Annotated in this window: 12 protein-coding genes and 2 pseudogenes; 11 read left to right on the forward strand and 3 right to left on the reverse strand. The window is 58.1% G+C overall.

The features are described 5' to 3' along the window. Window positions 1-52 precede the first annotated feature (52 nt). Together ACZ1HM_RS04680 and ACZ1HM_RS04685 are read left to right on the forward strand one after the other, a co-directional pair. Entirely contained in the window at window positions 53-1,999 is a 1,947-nt protein-coding gene (locus ACZ1HM_RS04680) for a caspase family protein (RefSeq protein WP_472741595.1), read from the forward strand. Further along, window positions 1,960-2,409: a hypothetical protein gene (locus ACZ1HM_RS04685; protein ID WP_472741597.1), complete on the forward strand. Its 450-nt coding sequence runs from the start codon at window positions 1,960-1,962 to the stop codon at window positions 2,407-2,409. Before ACZ1HM_RS04680 ends, ACZ1HM_RS04685 begins: the two co-directional genes overlap by 40 nt. Window positions 2,410-2,549: 140 nt before the next feature. Here ACZ1HM_RS04685 and ACZ1HM_RS04690 read toward each other — a convergent pair. From ACZ1HM_RS04690 to ACZ1HM_RS04700, 3 genes and pseudogenes are all read right to left on the reverse strand, one after another. Continuing rightward, window positions 2,550-3,963: pseudogene (locus ACZ1HM_RS04690) on the reverse strand (amidase family protein). 257 nt (window positions 3,964-4,220) lie between these two features. Further along, the gene (locus ACZ1HM_RS04695) at window positions 4,221-4,601 is read right to left on the reverse strand and encodes a VOC family protein (RefSeq protein ID WP_472741599.1); all 381 of its coding nucleotides are present in this window, start codon (window positions 4,599-4,601) and stop codon (window positions 4,221-4,223) included. A 68-nt stretch (window positions 4,602-4,669) separates the two neighbouring features. After that, window positions 4,670-5,131 (reverse strand): hypothetical protein, encoded by a 462-nt coding sequence (locus ACZ1HM_RS04700; RefSeq protein WP_472741601.1) that lies wholly within the window; start codon window positions 5,129-5,131, stop codon window positions 4,670-4,672. Window positions 5,132-5,301: 170 nt separating this feature from the next. Between ACZ1HM_RS04700 and ACZ1HM_RS04705 the strand changes: the two genes are divergently transcribed. From ACZ1HM_RS04705 to ACZ1HM_RS04745, 9 genes and pseudogenes are all read left to right on the forward strand, one after another. Continuing rightward, window positions 5,302-5,685 (forward strand): hypothetical protein, encoded by a 384-nt coding sequence (locus ACZ1HM_RS04705; RefSeq protein ID WP_472741603.1) that lies wholly within the window; start codon window positions 5,302-5,304, stop codon window positions 5,683-5,685. Next, entirely contained in the window at window positions 5,682-6,098 is a 417-nt protein-coding gene (locus ACZ1HM_RS04710) for a hypothetical protein (protein WP_472741605.1), read from the forward strand. Before ACZ1HM_RS04705 ends, ACZ1HM_RS04710 begins: the two co-directional genes overlap by 4 nt. Before the next feature lie 306 nt (window positions 6,099-6,404). Further along, window positions 6,405-7,346 carry an ABC transporter substrate-binding protein gene (locus tag ACZ1HM_RS04715; protein ID WP_472741607.1) on the forward strand — a complete coding sequence of 314 codons (942 nt, stop codon included), beginning with the start codon at window positions 6,405-6,407 and terminating at the stop codon, window positions 7,344-7,346. Between the two features lie 112 nt (window positions 7,347-7,458). Then, a complete protein-coding gene (locus ACZ1HM_RS04720) occupies window positions 7,459-8,478 on the forward strand; it encodes a quaternary amine ABC transporter ATP-binding protein (RefSeq protein ID WP_472741609.1) in 1,020 nt (339 codons plus the stop codon). Next, window positions 8,478-10,456: pseudogene (locus ACZ1HM_RS04725) on the forward strand (ABC transporter permease). Before ACZ1HM_RS04720 ends, ACZ1HM_RS04725 begins: the two are co-directional and overlap by 1 nt. A gap of 629 nt (window positions 10,457-11,085) precedes the next feature. Next, entirely contained in the window at window positions 11,086-11,727 is a 642-nt protein-coding gene (locus tag ACZ1HM_RS04730) for a cysteine hydrolase family protein (RefSeq protein ID WP_472741611.1), read from the forward strand. Continuing rightward, window positions 11,727-13,040, forward strand: coding sequence for a M20 family metallopeptidase (locus ACZ1HM_RS04735; protein ID WP_472741613.1), 1,314 nt, complete (start codon window positions 11,727-11,729; stop codon window positions 13,038-13,040). Before ACZ1HM_RS04730 ends, ACZ1HM_RS04735 begins: the two co-directional genes overlap by 1 nt. Next, entirely contained in the window at window positions 13,037-13,861 is an 825-nt protein-coding gene (locus ACZ1HM_RS04740; RefSeq protein WP_472741615.1) for an alpha/beta fold hydrolase, read from the forward strand. Before ACZ1HM_RS04735 ends, ACZ1HM_RS04740 begins: the two co-directional genes overlap by 4 nt. A 14-nt stretch (window positions 13,862-13,875) precedes the next feature. After that, window positions 13,876-15,105, forward strand: coding sequence for an ABC transporter substrate-binding protein (locus tag ACZ1HM_RS04745; RefSeq protein ID WP_472741617.1), 1,230 nt, complete (start codon window positions 13,876-13,878; stop codon window positions 15,103-15,105). The last annotated feature ends 48 nt before the right edge of the window (window positions 15,106-15,153 follow it).

Raw genomic sequence — 15,153 nt, forward strand, 5'->3', positions numbered from 1 at the left:
ACTGCGCCGAGGTATACCTGCTCTGGCGATTGGATGTGCGTCAGCCATAAGCATGGCATTTGCACAGACAGCGGACGATGGAACTGTCATCGTCCGCTCCACTCAGCTTGACGGTGTGCCTCCCCTTTCCTTCGTTTTGGAGGAGAAAAGCACCCAAAGATACGCGCTTGTCATCGGGAATGGTGATTACACCACAGTTGGCGATTTGCCGAATGCGGAACGTGATGCACGTGACATGGCAAACCTGCTGCGCAGTGGTGGGTATGAGGTGGCGGAATACTACAACGTCACCAAACTGGATTTCGAAGCTGCGCTGCGCCGGATGTTGTTCGAAGTGGAACCCGGCGCTGAGCTTTTCTTTTATTACGCAGGTCATGGCGTGCAGATCGGTGGGCAGAACTATTTGCTGCCGTCCGACACGCAAGTCACCAGCATTTATGATGTGCCCTTTGCGACGGTATCGCTGTCCAGCGTGATGTCGCTGACATCCGCGCGGGCACGGTCGATGGTGGCGGTGTTGGATGCCTGCCGGGACAACCCGTTCCCGGATCAGGAAGGGGTGGTATTCCTCGACGGTGTGCCGTCCAAGCTGCGCACCGGCTTTACCGCACAGGACAGCCCGATTAATTCTCTGGTGGTCTTTTCCACCTCTCCTGGTGCTGTGGCGCTTGATGGTGTTGGCGATAATTCGCCCTTCACGACGGCCCTTCTGGATGTGGCACAGAAATCTCCGCAGCTGCCTTTTAACGACATGCTGAAAGAGATCCGCCGCAACGTCTATGGCCTGACAGGCCGCAGGCAGGTGCCGTGGGAAAGCTCTTCTTTGGTGGAGCCGATTTATCTGTCACGCGATGGCGACGCCATCGTCACAGCCTCTTTGGAAGAGCCGACCGAGGAAATGCCGGTCTCTCAGGTCAGCATTACAGCAACCTTTGACCGCTCGATCCGCATCGACAACCAGTTGATCCAGAACGCCCCTGCCGGCGGGCTGGATGTGTCTTTGGTGTCTTTGCCGACATCGGGCAGTTTGGCCATTCTGGGAGAGGGGCAGTCTTCGAACCTGACCGGGTCGGGTAAGGTTGTGCTGACCGAAGGGCAATCGCTTGTCTACAGGCCCCAACGCCAGCGCACCCGTGGGCTGGTGTTGACCTCATCAAATGAGGAAGCGGCGGCCGAGAATTTCTCCATCGGGGACAGCTTTAAGGTGGCCATCGGGGGTGAGGTACGTGACGTTCAGCTGAACATCTCAGTGGATGCCTGCGATTTCGAAGCCGGAGACCACTTGGATCCGGACGGTGTTGGCATCGGCCGTTTCCCCAATGAGCTGAAGCCTGAGGTGGCGCTGGAAATGTGTCAGGCAAGCGTCGCGCGCGAGCCTAACAATGGACGGTTCCATTATCAGCTGGGCCGGGCGCATCTGGCGCTGCGCAACCTGGACGCTGCACAGGCCGCGTTTGAAAAGGCCGCAGCACTGGGGCACACCCGCGCGTTGCAGGCACAAGGCACCGCTCTGGTGACCGAGGTTGCACAAACCGCGGGCGTGCGGGCGGGCCGGGCACCGGACGCAGCACTTGATTTCTACCGCCAAGGTGTGGAGCGCGGCGATCCCTATGCCTATCACTCGCTTGGGCGGCAGTTCTTGTTGTACCCGGAAAATGCGGATGAGCAGCGCCAGGGGTTCAACCTGTTGTCACGCTCGCTTGAGCTTGGGCATACATTTTCGATGAACGCCTTGGGCCTCTATTTCCTCAACGAAGATGCTGATCACTACGACGCGGAACGCGGGCTTCGCTATCTGCGGGAAAGTGCGGCGCGGGGGGATATCTATGGCTATCAGAACATGGGTTTCGTCTATGCCAACGGCATTGGGGGCACCCAGAAAGACACGGCGCGCGCCTATGATCTGTTTGTCAAAGCCAGCGAAGGGGGCACCCCCGTGCGCCCTCAAGCGTGGGCCGGATGTATAATGCAGGAACCGCGCCGGGTGGCACAGACCTGACCAAAGCGATCCAGTGGTACAGCATTGGTCTGGCCCGTGGTGACGGCTGGGGTGGTGCCAACGCGGCCTGGCTCATTGCGAACCGTAAGCCTGCGGGGTTCACCCCCTATGATGCGGCTGTCTTTGCGGCCAAAGCGGCCAGCCTCAAGAACTCTGAGCCCAAGGCAGAAGCGCTCAAAACCCTGCGTGCGCTGGACCGCCGTGCAGTTGGTGGCGGAACGCAGAAGTTGATGCAGGAACTGGGTGTTGAGATTGAGGTTGATGGCTCCTTCGGTCCTCAAAGTCTGGCAGCACTTAATGCGTTTGCGGCCAGTGAAGGGGTGCGCATTCCAGAAGATCCGGTTGACCGGATTACGGCGCTGGCCAAGCTGCTTTGGGAACGCTCTGCCTTCCGCGTGGACCTTTATTAAAAAGCTCCGCAGGTCTGTGTGATTGATGCCCCCCGCAACGGATGATCCGTTGCGGGGGTTTCTTTTGGAAAAGGCCCAACCTGGCGCGGTCTCAATGGGCTGAGCTGTGCCGTCCAAAAAGCACGCTAACCCAAAGCGCCTCAGGCAGACCAGAGCGTGCCACACGTTGGCGGAATGCGCGCTTCGATCGCTTGCATGGCGTCCACAATCAGGTCTTCGCGCCATCTGCGCCCGGCAAGCTGGACGCCAATCGGGCTGGGGCCGTCGGGCAGTTGGGCGATATGCGTTGGCAAGTTGCCCGCAGGCAGCCCCAGGAAGTTCATGATGAACGACCAATGCGACCCTCCCAGCGCGTCCGCCACCCCTTCGGCCCCTTCTGTATCGCGGCCCGGCGCAAAGAACGGTTTCAGCATGAAGGGCGTCAAAACCAGCGGGTAGTCTTCTAAAAATCCAGCCCAAGCACGGGCGTAGTGTGACCGTTGCGCCAGCATGCTCAACAGCTCTTTGCCCGCATAGGGGGAACTGGCGATAATACTCATCGAAAATCTTGATGATGTCCGGTGAGCCGTAGGTGCGAATGTCAGGGCCAAGCAGTTCTTCCACTTCACCCAGCAACGCCCGATACCCGACTTCGCCGGTTTCCTTGGCCAAGGGCGGCTCCACTTCCTCGATGGCATAGCCCGCGTCTGAAAGGGCGGATGCCGCGCGATCAAGGGCGGTGGCCACATCGGGATGCAGGCCAAAGCCGAAATCATCACGTGCCACGGCCACGCGTATGGGGCCATGCAGCGGTGCGGCACGCCAGGGCAGGGGGACGTGAAACGGATCACGCGGATCAGGCGCGATCATGGTGGGCATCGACAGATGCAGATCAGCGGCGTTGCGGGCGATCAACCCTTGAACGGACATTGATTGCGCCAACAGCCCGCGCTCCGCCTTTTGGCTTGGGTTATAGGCGGGCACGCGCCCCAGCCCCGGTTTGACCGTGACCGCGCCATTGGCTGCGGCTGGAAAGCGCAGCGATCCGCCAATGTCGTTGCCATGCGCCAGCGCGCCAATCCCCGCCATCACAGCTGAGCCTGCCCCACCGGATGACCCGCCTGCCGACAGATGCGGCCCCCAGGGGTTATGGGTGCGGCCGAAAAGTGGGTTGTCGGTATCTGCGCGGAATGAGAACTCAGGTGTGTTGGTGCGCCCGATGACAACGGCCCCCGCCGCCTTGAGGTTTTGCACGATGGGGGCATCTTCGCTGGCCATCAGGTCTTTGAATGCGGGCACACCGTTTGAGGTGGCCTGCCCTTTTTGATCCACGTTGATTTTGATGGTGACAGGCACCCCGTGCAGCGGACCCTTTGGCCCGTCTTGTGCATCAAGCGCTGCCGCATCTGCCCGCGCTTCATCGGCCAAGCTGACGACAACGGCGTTCAGGGACGGATTGGCGGCCTCCATCCGGGCCAGCGCCGCTTCTGTCACCTCTGTCGCGGATACGGCTCCTTCGTGCGTTGCGGTCACGATTTCTGAGGCACTCCACTGCCAAATCGGAGGTTTCGTCATCACGTTTTCCTTTCACGGCCCTTTGGCGTTTGGAGCGACGGTGCCGCCACATCCCCCGCGTGGCGCAAGGCGCGCCAGCAGTCCTTTGATATGTGAGTGTCGCAGATGCGTTTTCGCCGTCAACCGCCCGCGGCTAGCAGGATCAGCTTTGCACGCATGTTCAGCGTGAGGGGCTATGAAAGGCAGGGGCGCGATTGGGGGCTGCACAAGTGCTTTGGCAGGGACATGACGTCCAATGCAAAGCGCAAGGGCAACCGTTAACCCAGGTAGACGAAGCTCATTTTATTGCCGTCAAGGTCGCGCACATATGCGCCATAAAAGTCAGGTCCATACATGGGCCGTGGCCCCGGATCCCCTTCATTCGTGCCACCTTGGTCAAGTGCTGCCGCATGGGCCGCGTCGACCTCTTCTTTGCTTTCGCAGGCCAGCCCAACCATGTTTCCGTTTCCGGCAACTGCAGTTTGGTTGTCATAGGGCGTGACAACCCAGATGCGCCCGCCGCCGCGCAGCTCATAACACACGGCGTGGGGCATATATTCAGCGACACATTTGCCGCCCACATGGGGGAGCACAGCATCATAGAATGCGCCGGCATTTGCCACGTCGTTGGAGCCTAACATGACGTAATTCAGTGACATTCCGCGACCTCGGTTCTGTGCAAGGGCGCGCTCCGTTTTTTGGGACGCGCCTGGTTATTTCAGTGGGTTCACTCGCTGACCGGCGGGAACCAGGTCAGGGATGAATGATGCAGTGAGATGAGAACACGCCCGTCCAACTTGTGATAGGCAAAAGTGTAATCCGCACGCGTCGCATTGCCGGCCCCATTCACAAAGGTGTAGTGCCCCATGTCTTTGTACCCCAGCCCGCCTGCCTTCAGGATCGGCCCAACAGCGCTTTGAAACTCAACCGTTTTCCAGCCACGCTTTAGAAAGCCGCTGTCTTGGGGGTAATCCGCGTCACCGCCTACAAAATAGGCCCGTGCGCCTTTTTCATCCAGTCGGATGACATCAGCGAGCGTCGGTTTGAACAGCAGTGGCTCATCCGGGTCACCGAAATCATAGAGCTCCAACAGCCCGTCCACATCTTGCTCAGTGACACACCTGGCCCAGGCGCGCTGGGCGGTCACGACTTCGGCTTTGGTCATGGGTTCAAAATTGCGTTCGGACATGGTCGTTCAGGGCCTTCTGTTTTCAGTTTCTCAGAATTGCCACAACTTTTTTGACATGCCAAGTTTCCGCTTCCAGCAGCATCAGAGCGATGGCCGCCGAAATTGCTTTGTTGCATCGGCATAATTTCTTTGCACTCTAGGGGGCCTGTGACCAACGAAAGGAGGCTTGCGTGTTTCATTGGACTGCCCTCGCTCTGACTGCCGCCATTTGTTGTGCCTCCACCGCCCATGCGCAGGCGGTGAAACTGACCGGCGCAGAGATCACGGAGCTTTTGTCCGGCAACACCGCGATTGGCCGCTGGGAAGGGGTCAAATACCGGCAGTATTTCGCGCCCGATGGCATCACGATCTTTGCGCAAGAAGGCGCGCGGTCAGCGCGCGGCCAATGGCAAGTGAACGAGGCCACCCAGGAATATGAAAGCATCTGGCCGGGGGATGAAAGCTGGCAAGGTTGGTTCGTCATGAGCTTTGGCGACACCTTCTATTGGGTCTCCAAAACCACCCCACCCACCCCATTTCAGGTGCTGGACGGCCAAGTTTTGGTGCCTGAATGAGGCTGCCCTTGCTGGTGCAATTGGCGGTTTGTGCATGGCCCACGGTTGCCGTGGCAGAGGTGTGTCAGGATTTACGCGCCTTCGCACTGCACGGCGAACCGCCCCAGATACAGGCGCAGGACGTGACATGTGGCCAGTCCCAAACCCTGGGCGGCGGGACCTCAAAGCACTGCATCTGGACCTATGATCTGCGCGCAGGTTCGGCTAAGGCGACGTTTGAGGCTTTGCGCACCCAACTACTGGGCTGCGCGCAGGCCGAGAGCATTGTGTCGTCATCGCCCGTTAATCACCCCGACACCTTTGATCAGGTGACAGGTGAGTTTGACCAGATGTCCATCAGTATCGCCCTGAAAGACAAGACGGCGCTGGGCAAAAGCTTGATCGTGCTGCGGGCCCAAAAAGCCGACTCTTGAAGAATCGCCAGACTGCTGCAGGGGGCGGCACTTGCGCGGCATAGGCGCTCCGAACCCGCTGTTACTCTACTGCTCAGGAATTGAGCGAAACCTGCATAAACCGGTGGGTTAAGGCCATAATTTGAACAGCAGACTGCGATGTAGGTCGGGTGAAAGAGGTACTACCAAGAAAAAAGATTGATTATGGGGAAAATTATGAAAGGATAAGTCAGCACTGGTGGATGCCCCAACGTGGCGCGCACGGGTGTTGCATAAAACGCGGAAGGGAAGCCCCCAAAAACCGTGTCCACGACTAGGGAGACTAAAATGACCAAGCTAAATAAATTACTGGCGACAAGTGTGTTGGCGCTTGCGCCAATGTCCGCCTTCGCCGCCGACAGCTCTGACCCCATCGTAATTCCAATCCACAACTGGTCTTCGCAGATCGTGATGTCGAATGTGGTTGGCCAGATTTTCGAAGAGATGGGCAATTCCGTTGAATACGTCACCACCGATAGCCAGGCGGTCTACGAATCCGTGCGCCTGGGCGACGTGACGCTTGAGCTGGAAGTCTGGGAAGGCGCATTTGGCGCATCCTTCCGCGCTGCCATGGAAAAAGGCGGCATTGTTGACGTAGGTGACCACAACGCCGTCACACGCGAAGACTGGTGGTATCCGATGTGGACGAAAGAGGCCTGCCCAGGTCTGCCAAGCTGGGAAGCCTTGAACGAATGTGCTGAACTTTTTGCGACAGCTGAAACCGGCTCCAAGGGCCGTTATCTGGATGGTCCTGTGGACTGGCTTAAGCACGGTAAGGAACGTGTCGAAGCGCTGGGCATGGACTTCGAAGTGATCAACGCGGGCTCCGCTGCGGCACTTTGGGCGGAAATCGGTGCAGCCGAAGCAGACAAGCGTCCTATCGTTGTTTTCAACTGGACACCCAACTTTGCCGAAGCGGTTTGGCCAGGTGAATTCGTTGAATTCCCAACATGGGTTGATGGCTGTGACAAAGACCCAGCCGTGGGGCCAAACCCCAACGCGCTTTATGACTGTGGCAACCCAGCGGATGGCTATCTGAAGAAAGCGGCCTGGGAAGGTATGGAAGCCAAGTGGCCAACAGCCTACGGCGTTCTGGAAAAGATCAGCTTCACAAACCCTCAGATCGCCGAAATGGCGCGTCTGGTTGACGTGGATGAGCTGGAGCCTGAAGAGGCCGCAGCTGAGTGGCTGGAAGCCAACGAAGACGTTTGGAAGGCTTGGTTGAACTAATCCCAACCAACCCAACTTGAGCAGCCCCGATCCTTTTTGGAACGGGGCTGCTTGTCTCACAGACACATGTCGCGCAAGCTGCGGCTTGCCGAAAACCCCAGGTAGATCGCTAATGGCCACAAGTTCCCCCGTGATATCTTGCAAAAACGTCTGGAAGGTTTTCGGGCATAACCCGCAAGCGTATCTTAAGAAGATGCCAGCGGGACGCAGTTTTGATGAGATCCGTGCAGATGGCTATATCGCCGGTGTGCGCGATGTCTCCATCGAGGTGTCCCAGGGGGAGATGTTGGTGATCATGGGCCTTTCGGGCTCGGGCAAATCGACCTTGGTGCGCTGTTTCTCACGGCTGCATGAAATCACCAGCGGCACCATTGAGGTCGAAGGCCAAGACATTGGTGCGCTGTCTGAAAAAGACCTGATCAACCTACGGCGCGAAAAGATGGGCATGGTGTTCCAAAGCTTTGGATTGCTGCCGCACCGCACCGTGCTTGAAAACGTGGCCTTCCCGCTGGAAATGCGCGGACAGGATCGCCACTCGCGCCGGGACCGGGCGATGGAGGTGGTCAAGCTGGTGGGGCTTGAGGGCCGTGAAGACTACTTCCCCCGTGAGCTTTCAGGCGGGCAACAGCAGCGCGTGGGCATCGCCCGCAGTTTGGCGATTGAGCCGGACATCTGGTTCCTGGATGAACCCTTTTCGGCGCTGGATCCGCTGATCCGCAAAGAGATGCAGGATGAATTCCTGCGCCTGCAGGAAATGCTGGGCAAAACAATTGTGTTCATCACGCATGATTTCGACGAAGCGCTGCGCCTGGCCGACCGGATTGCGATCATGAAAGATGGCGCGGTTGAGCAATGCGACACCCCTGATCAGATCGTGCTGCACCCCGCGACAGACTACGTGCGCAAGTTCATCGAAGATATCGACAAATCCCGCGTGGTGCACGCGGGCGTCTTGGCCAAATCCGATCTGAAGGGCGAGGGCGCGCCCGTGCCAGCCTCTGCCACGGTACGAGAGCTTGCGTCCGTATTGGTATCTGATGACCGCGAAGTCATCCCCGTTGAACGGGATGGCGACATCATCGGTGCCATTTCAAGACAAGAAACACTGATGATCCTGGTGGGAGAGGCCTGATGGCGGTTGTCTCAAACGACACACCAACAGTGCCAAAACCCGGCTATTCCGCGTCACAGGTGGCGCTGGGCTTAACCTGTTTGGCGTTTTTGCTCACCGTCGTTCAATACCTTGGCCTGCTGCCTGCGTGGTTGCACCGTGTGCCCGAAGGCCTGGTGCCGCCTTTTGCCGTCTGGCTTGATGCGCTGTTCAACTTTGTGCGCACCGATCTTGGCCTTGAAAAGCTGACCCGCTGGTTTGCCGAAGGGCCATTGCAGTTCATGCTCGATACCACGGCCAACCTGCTTTACGGCAAAAAACGCTGGCCGCGGTTTGATGCCATCCCCTGGAGCGCGATTGCCGCCTCTGCTGCTGTGCTGGGGTACTACCTTGGCGGCTGGCGTCTTGCCGCTTTGGCAGGGGGCACCTTTGTCTGGACCGCGCTTATCGGTCAGTGGAAGATCGCGATGGAGACGATGTCTGTCCTCGTGGTGGCGGCCCCCATCGCCTTTGTTGTGGGGCTGGGCCTGGGCATTGCGGCTTGGAAATACGATTGGGTCGACCGCGCGTTGCGGCCCATTCTGTCGGTTCTGCAAACGCTGCCCTTTTTCACCTACCTGCTGCCAGCCGTGATCTTTTTCAAAGTGGGCCCAACCGCAGGAGCAATCGCCACCATCATCTATGCCATCCCGCCAATGATCCTGATGACCACGCTTGGTCTGAAAAAAGTACCGGGTGAAGTGGTTGAAGCGGGCAAGATGGCGGGCTGTTCGCGCTTTCAAATGCTTAGACATGTTTATCTGCCGTCGGCGCGCACCGACATTCTGGTCGGCATCAACCAGGTCATCATGCTGTGCCTGGCGATGGTGGTTCTGACCGCCTTTATCGGCATGCCCGGATTGGGTGCCAAGCTGCTAGCCATGATGGGCAGCTTCAAACTGGGCCGGTCTTTTGAGATTGGCGTGACGATCGTTTTGCTTGCCGTGACGCTGGACCGGCTGTCCAAAGCCTGGGTGGCCAAACAGCCCGAACACTTTGAGCGTGACACCCCTGGTGGGCGCAACACAAGTTGTTGCTGCTGGGTTTTGGCGCCTTTGTTTTCTTCTTCGTGCTGGGCCAGATGGTGGAATGGTTCGCTGAGATTGGCCGCCGCCAAAGCTTTTCCCAGGGCAAGGAGATTGATACCGCGATCAAATCCCTGCTGGCGCTTGATGTTGTCAAATCTACGACAGAAGCCATCCGCTTCTTTTTGAACGTCAAGGTGCTGAACCCTTTCCGTGATTTCCTGCTATCTATCCCGACCTCAGCCTTTATCCTGTTCGTCGTCGCAGGCGCGCTTGCGATGGGGGGCAGACGCCCCGGCATCTATGCCGCCGTGTTCTTTGGGCTGGTGGCGTTCTCTGGCTGGTGGGACCGATCGGTGATCACGCTTTATTCGGTCATCTCTGCTGTGACACTGGCGATGCTGATCGGCATCCCGCTGGGTGTTTACGCGGCCCGCTCTGAAAAGCGCGCCAGGCGTGTTCTGCTGGTCTGCGACACGGCCCAGACTTTTCCCAGCTTTATCTATCTCATCCCGGCCATCATGCTCTTTGGGATCACTGCAACCTCTGTGGTGATGTCGATCCTGATCTTCGCCATGGTGCCTTTGGTGCGCTACACCGTGGAAGGGTTGCGCGGCGTGCCTGCTGAAATGGTTGAGGCAGCGGAGATGTCGGGGGCGACGACCTATCAAAAGCTTTGGAACGTGCAACTGCCACTCGCGCTGCCGACCATGGCGGTGGGGTTCAACCAGGCCATCATGTTCGCCTTTTTCATGGTGATCATCGCGGCATTTATCGGCACCCAAGGTTTGGGCCAAGAGCTGCAAAAGACCCTGGCGGGCACGGATTTGGGTAAGAATTTTGTGCTTGGGTTCTGTGTGTCGCTGATGGCGCTGACCTTTGATATGGCGATCCTGACGTGGTCGGAGAAGAAAAAGCTGGCCCTGGGTCTGTAGTCATTCTCGCAGGTTTGATGAAAGGCGTGGCATGGCGCTCAGATCCGTTGCTGGGCACCTGATCTGCGCCAGTGGCTTTGCAGGCACAAAGGACCAGCGCGTATCACCTCTGACACCTGCCGTTTCCCGCCGGAGCCAGACCCGATGAGCACCGGTGCATAGGTTGCATTGCGGTACAGGTGTCGGCGACTTGCGGATGCTGCGATGATCGGTGGTATGCAGTGCGATGAACCCACAGTGTTGATGGGCGTAGCGCGTTTTTTCCAAAATCCGTCAGACAGGTTGATGCCACCTCTTTGTGCATCCATTGCTAATCCTAGTTCATCGCATCTGGATTTTTGGAAATATAATTTCAACAGATTATAATTGCCTTGACTTTGAATTTTTATTTTCCTTACTCTGATCCTCATGAGAGATGCTTCTGCGCAAACGCTGCTCAACCTAGATGACCCAATGCCAGACGCCTTCGCGGACGTGCGGAACGCCTCGCCTGGGTTTCGTCATGTGGATTTGGAGCCGGCACTTCAAGGCGTTCGGCCCCCAATGGAGGCGGGCGTGGTCGTGGCGGGTGCCCTCGCCCGAAGGGCCAGACAGCGCACCAGCGTTCCCCACTGTTTGAGAAAGACCATATGACCCTGTCCCGCAACATCCCACTTGATCCATCGCAGTCCGCGTTGCTGTTCGTTGATGTGCAGAACTTCTCTGCGCACCCTGAGGGGGCTGAATTTGCAGACTATGACAAAGCAGAGTTTGAAGCCAAATACGGCTGGTATTTTGACCAGCTCAACACCCGTGTCATTCCCAACATGCAGGCGCTTCAGGCCGCGGCGCGGGGCGCAAAGGTTGAGGTTATGTACACCACAATCGAAAGCCTGACGCTGGACGGGCGGGACCGTTCGCTCGATTACAAGATCACCGGATTCAACGTGCCAAAAGGGTCGTGGGACGGGAAGGTGATTGATCAGATCGCGCCCGAGGGAGACGAGATTGTTCTGCCCAAGTCGTCCTCATCCGTCTTCGTGTCCACCCATATTGATTACATCCTGCGCAATCTTGGGGTGAAACAGTTGGTCCTGTCAGGGCTGCTGACCGATCAATGTGTGGAAAGCGCCATCCGGGATGCCTGTGATCTGGGGTATCTGGTCACGCAGGTCACGGATGCCTGTCTGACCTACAACGATGAGCGGCACGACAATTCAATCAGCGCCATAAAAGGCTATTGCCGCCAGGTCACGACCGCTGAGCTGATTGCAGAATTGGAGAACACCTGATGGATACCGCATTAAAGGCTGTGATGGATGCGATTGAGGCGGACAAGGATCACGTTGTGGCCCTCACCCAAGACCTGGTGCGCATCCCGTCCGTGAACCCAAAGTTCCAGACCGAACAAGGGCTGAACCGCGAAGCGGATGTTCAAGACCGGATTGAGCAGGAGCTGCGCCCGCTTGATTTCGGGATTGAGCGGTTTGAGAGCTTTGAGGATCGCCCAAACGTGATTGCCGACCTGCCCGGCTCAGATGAAAAAAGCATGATCCTGTGCGGCCATGTGGATGTGGTCCCCGTGGGCGATGCAAACGCCTGGGACCGTGATCCGTTTGGTGGCCAGCTTGATGCGGGTAAGATCTGGGGCCGGGGGGCTGTGGATATGAAAGGTGGCGTGGCCGCCTGCATTTCAGCCGCCCGCGCCATTCGCAAAGCGGGAGTTGAGCTTGAGGGCCGCCTGTCGGTTCACACGGTCGTGGACGAAGAGGCAGGCGGTTTTGGCGCAATTGACGTTGTAAACCGCGGCCATCTGGCCAAGCACGCGCTGATCGCGGAGCCGACATGGGGCGATGTGATCCCCGCCGAAGGGGGGCTGGATTGGACCAAGATCACCATCTTTGGCAAACAATCCCACGCCGGTTGGCGCTACAACATGATCTGGCCCCAGCACGATACGCCCGGCCGGCTTGAGCCGGGGGTGAACGCGATTGAGCTGGCCACAAGGTTCATTGCGGCTTTGCGTGATTTTGAGGCCAGCCGCTGTCGTGACAACAACCACCTGCTGATGCCCGCCGGATTGGCAACCATCAACCCCGGCACCATCATGGGCGGGGCCGGTATGGGCGAAGACGGCAACCCGGCCATCATGAGCAATGCTGCCATGACATCAGATGTCTGCACCATCGTGCTGGATTACAAATTCATGCCGCAAGAAGACTTTGCAGATGTGAAGGCGGAGTTTGAGGCTTTCGTACATCATTTTGCACAGATGGATCCTTGGATGCGGGAAAACCCACCCAAGATCGAATGGTCGCTCTGGGGTCTGCACTTTCCGCCGATGAACACGCCGGACGATCACCCGTTGACCCAAGCCGCTTTGGCGCGGGCGGCGCAGTTTCAAGCCAAGGCACCGCGCCTGAAAGGGTTTGAGGCCGTGACAGACGCTGCGCACTACGCAGGCAAAGGGGTGGTGCCAATCATCTATGGCCCCTCGGGCGATGGCTTTCACGGCGACAACGAATGTGTTGAGGTGGATAGCCTGATTGATACGACAAAGGTGATTGCCGCCACTGTGCTGGACATGTGCGGGGTCAAGTCTTGAGCGATTTGGCCTACATAGACACGTCCCACGCGCGGCTTGCCTATGTCGAAACGGCAGGGGCTGGGCTGCCGCTCTTGATGATCCACGGCAACTCCACCTCGCATCAGGTGTTCCGCAACCAACTGGACGGGGCCATTGGGGCCAAACATCGCTGCATCGCCTTCGATTTGCCCGGTCACGGTGCCAGCGAAGATGCCGCCGATCCGGATCTGAGTTACAACATGAAGGGATATGCGGCGGCTGCCATTGAGCTTATGCGCGCCTTGGGGATTGAGCGTTACGCCGTCTTAGGCTGGTCGCTTGGCGGGCACATCGCGCTGGACATGATGGCGCAAACACAGGCGTTAGCGGGGGTGATGATCACAGGCTCACCGCCGATCACCCAAGGCAAAGGGGCGGTGGCCGAAGGGTTCGCAGGTGATATCGAACATTCGATCGCCTCCAAACAGATACTGTCTGATGAAGAGATTGATGTCTTTGCCCATAACACCTGCGGGCCAAACGCCCCCTATGATCCTTTTCTAAAAGAGGCCGTGACCCGCTGCGACGGGCGCGCGCGTTCTTTGATGATTGCCAAACTTGCCTGCGGCGTTGGCGAAAACCAGCAACATCTGGCCGTAAACGCGCCAGTGCCATTAGCGATTGTGAACGGCGCGGAGGATGCGTTTATCCACAATGAATTTATCGCACGGCTGCCATACCGAAACCTTTGGGACAAAAAGGTTCATGATCTGGCCGGCATTGGGCACGCGCCCTTCTGGGAAGCGCCCGAAACCTTTGATGCCTATCTCAGCAGATTTTTGAACGACCTTAGCCAATAACAGGGAGCTAACTCATGAAACGTCGAACTTTACTTGCCTGCGCCACCGCGCTTGGGCTGATCGCCCAGGCCGGGATTGCCGCAGCTGATGTGGTCAAAATCGGTGTGCTGGCACCCGTCTCGGGCGCGCAAGCTGCGGACGGGGCCGAAATGGTCAACGGGGCGCAGATGGCCGTCGACGAGTTGAACGCGGCGGGCGGTGTGGCCGGTCATACCTTTGAGCTGGTGGTCGGCGATGTCGTCGATGGTGCTGCCGATAAGGTCACGACCGCTGCAGAACGTCTGCTGGGGGACCGCGACATGGGGGCCATCATGACCGGATATGCCTCCGGTTCAAATTTTGAGATTGAGCTGATGGCCGAGATGGAGATGATCTACATGGTCTCCGCCAACTCATCCCAGACCGAAGCCATCATTTCGCCTGACCCAGACGCCTTTCCGACCGTCTGGTCGCTGACCCCGTCATTTGCGGGCTACAACACCGAAATCGTACCCGTGATTGATGGATTGGCCGCGGATGGCAAACTGAATCTGCCCAACAAAAAGGTGGCGCTCATTGCTTCTGACAACCCCTATTCCAAAGGGATTGCGGACGGCATGGTCGAGGCCTTTGAAGGGGCCGGATGGGAAGTTGTCACCAACGATCTGGTGCCCTTTGGTGAAATCAACGACTGGCGTGGTTTCCTTGGCACCGTGCGTGATGCCGAACCGGCGGTGATCATCAACACCGATTATGTGTCCTCTAACGCCGCACTCTTTGTGTCCCAGTTCAACGAAAACCCGACCGACAGCCTGGTGTTCATCCAATACGCCCCTTCGGTGCCTGAGTTTATCGAACTGACGAAAGAGCAATCATCAGGTATCGTCTACAACCTGCTTGGCGGCATCCTGAACACGCCGACCAACCCACGTGCGGCCGAAGTGATCGCGAAATATAAAGACGCCTTCGGCAATGAGCCGGGCACCTACGGTGCCGCCCTTTATGAGCAGGTGCTGATCTATGCGGCGGCTTTGGAACAGGTGGGTGATCCCGCAGATCGTGTGGCCATCGGCAAAGCGATTGGGGCCTCCAAAACGCAGACAGCAATGGGCGCGGTTGCCTTTGATCCCGCGACACACCTGGCTGTCCAATCAAACGACGGCATCCCGCTGCAGTTCTACCAGATCCAAGACGGCAACCGTGCGCTGTTCTACCCACCCGTCTATGCGACAGGTGAATTCGTAGAACCGTCCTGGATGCAATAACCTCCCTGATCCGGGCCGCGCACCTATACGTGGCCCGGACACAAACAA

This window comes from Sulfitobacter sp. GN1-4 (genome assembly GCF_055693825.1).

What these genes read in the sequence shown, in the direction of transcription:
- ACZ1HM_RS04680 (WP_472741595.1), top strand. Translation starts at nt 53, where the DNA reads ATGGCATTTGCACAGACAGCGGACGATGGAACTGTCATCGTCCGCTCC.
- ACZ1HM_RS04685 (WP_472741597.1), top strand. Translation starts at nt 1,960, where the DNA reads ATGTATAATGCAGGAACCGCGCCGGGTGGCACAGACCTGACCAAAGCG.
- ACZ1HM_RS04695 (WP_472741599.1), bottom strand. Translation starts at nt 4,601, where the DNA reads ATGTCACTGAATTACGTCATGTTAGGCTCCAACGACGTGGCAAATGCC.
- ACZ1HM_RS04700 (WP_472741601.1), bottom strand. Translation starts at nt 5,131, where the DNA reads ATGTCCGAACGCAATTTTGAACCCATGACCAAAGCCGAAGTCGTGACC.
- ACZ1HM_RS04710 (WP_472741605.1), top strand. Translation starts at nt 5,682, where the DNA reads ATGAGGCTGCCCTTGCTGGTGCAATTGGCGGTTTGTGCATGGCCCACG.
- ACZ1HM_RS04715 (WP_472741607.1), top strand. Translation starts at nt 6,405, where the DNA reads ATGACCAAGCTAAATAAATTACTGGCGACAAGTGTGTTGGCGCTTGCG.
- ACZ1HM_RS04720 (WP_472741609.1), top strand. Translation starts at nt 7,459, where the DNA reads ATGGCCACAAGTTCCCCCGTGATATCTTGCAAAAACGTCTGGAAGGTT.
- ACZ1HM_RS04730 (WP_472741611.1), top strand. Translation starts at nt 11,086, where the DNA reads ATGACCCTGTCCCGCAACATCCCACTTGATCCATCGCAGTCCGCGTTG.
- ACZ1HM_RS04735 (WP_472741613.1), top strand. Translation starts at nt 11,727, where the DNA reads ATGGATACCGCATTAAAGGCTGTGATGGATGCGATTGAGGCGGACAAG.
- ACZ1HM_RS04745 (WP_472741617.1), top strand. Translation starts at nt 13,876, where the DNA reads ATGAAACGTCGAACTTTACTTGCCTGCGCCACCGCGCTTGGGCTGATC.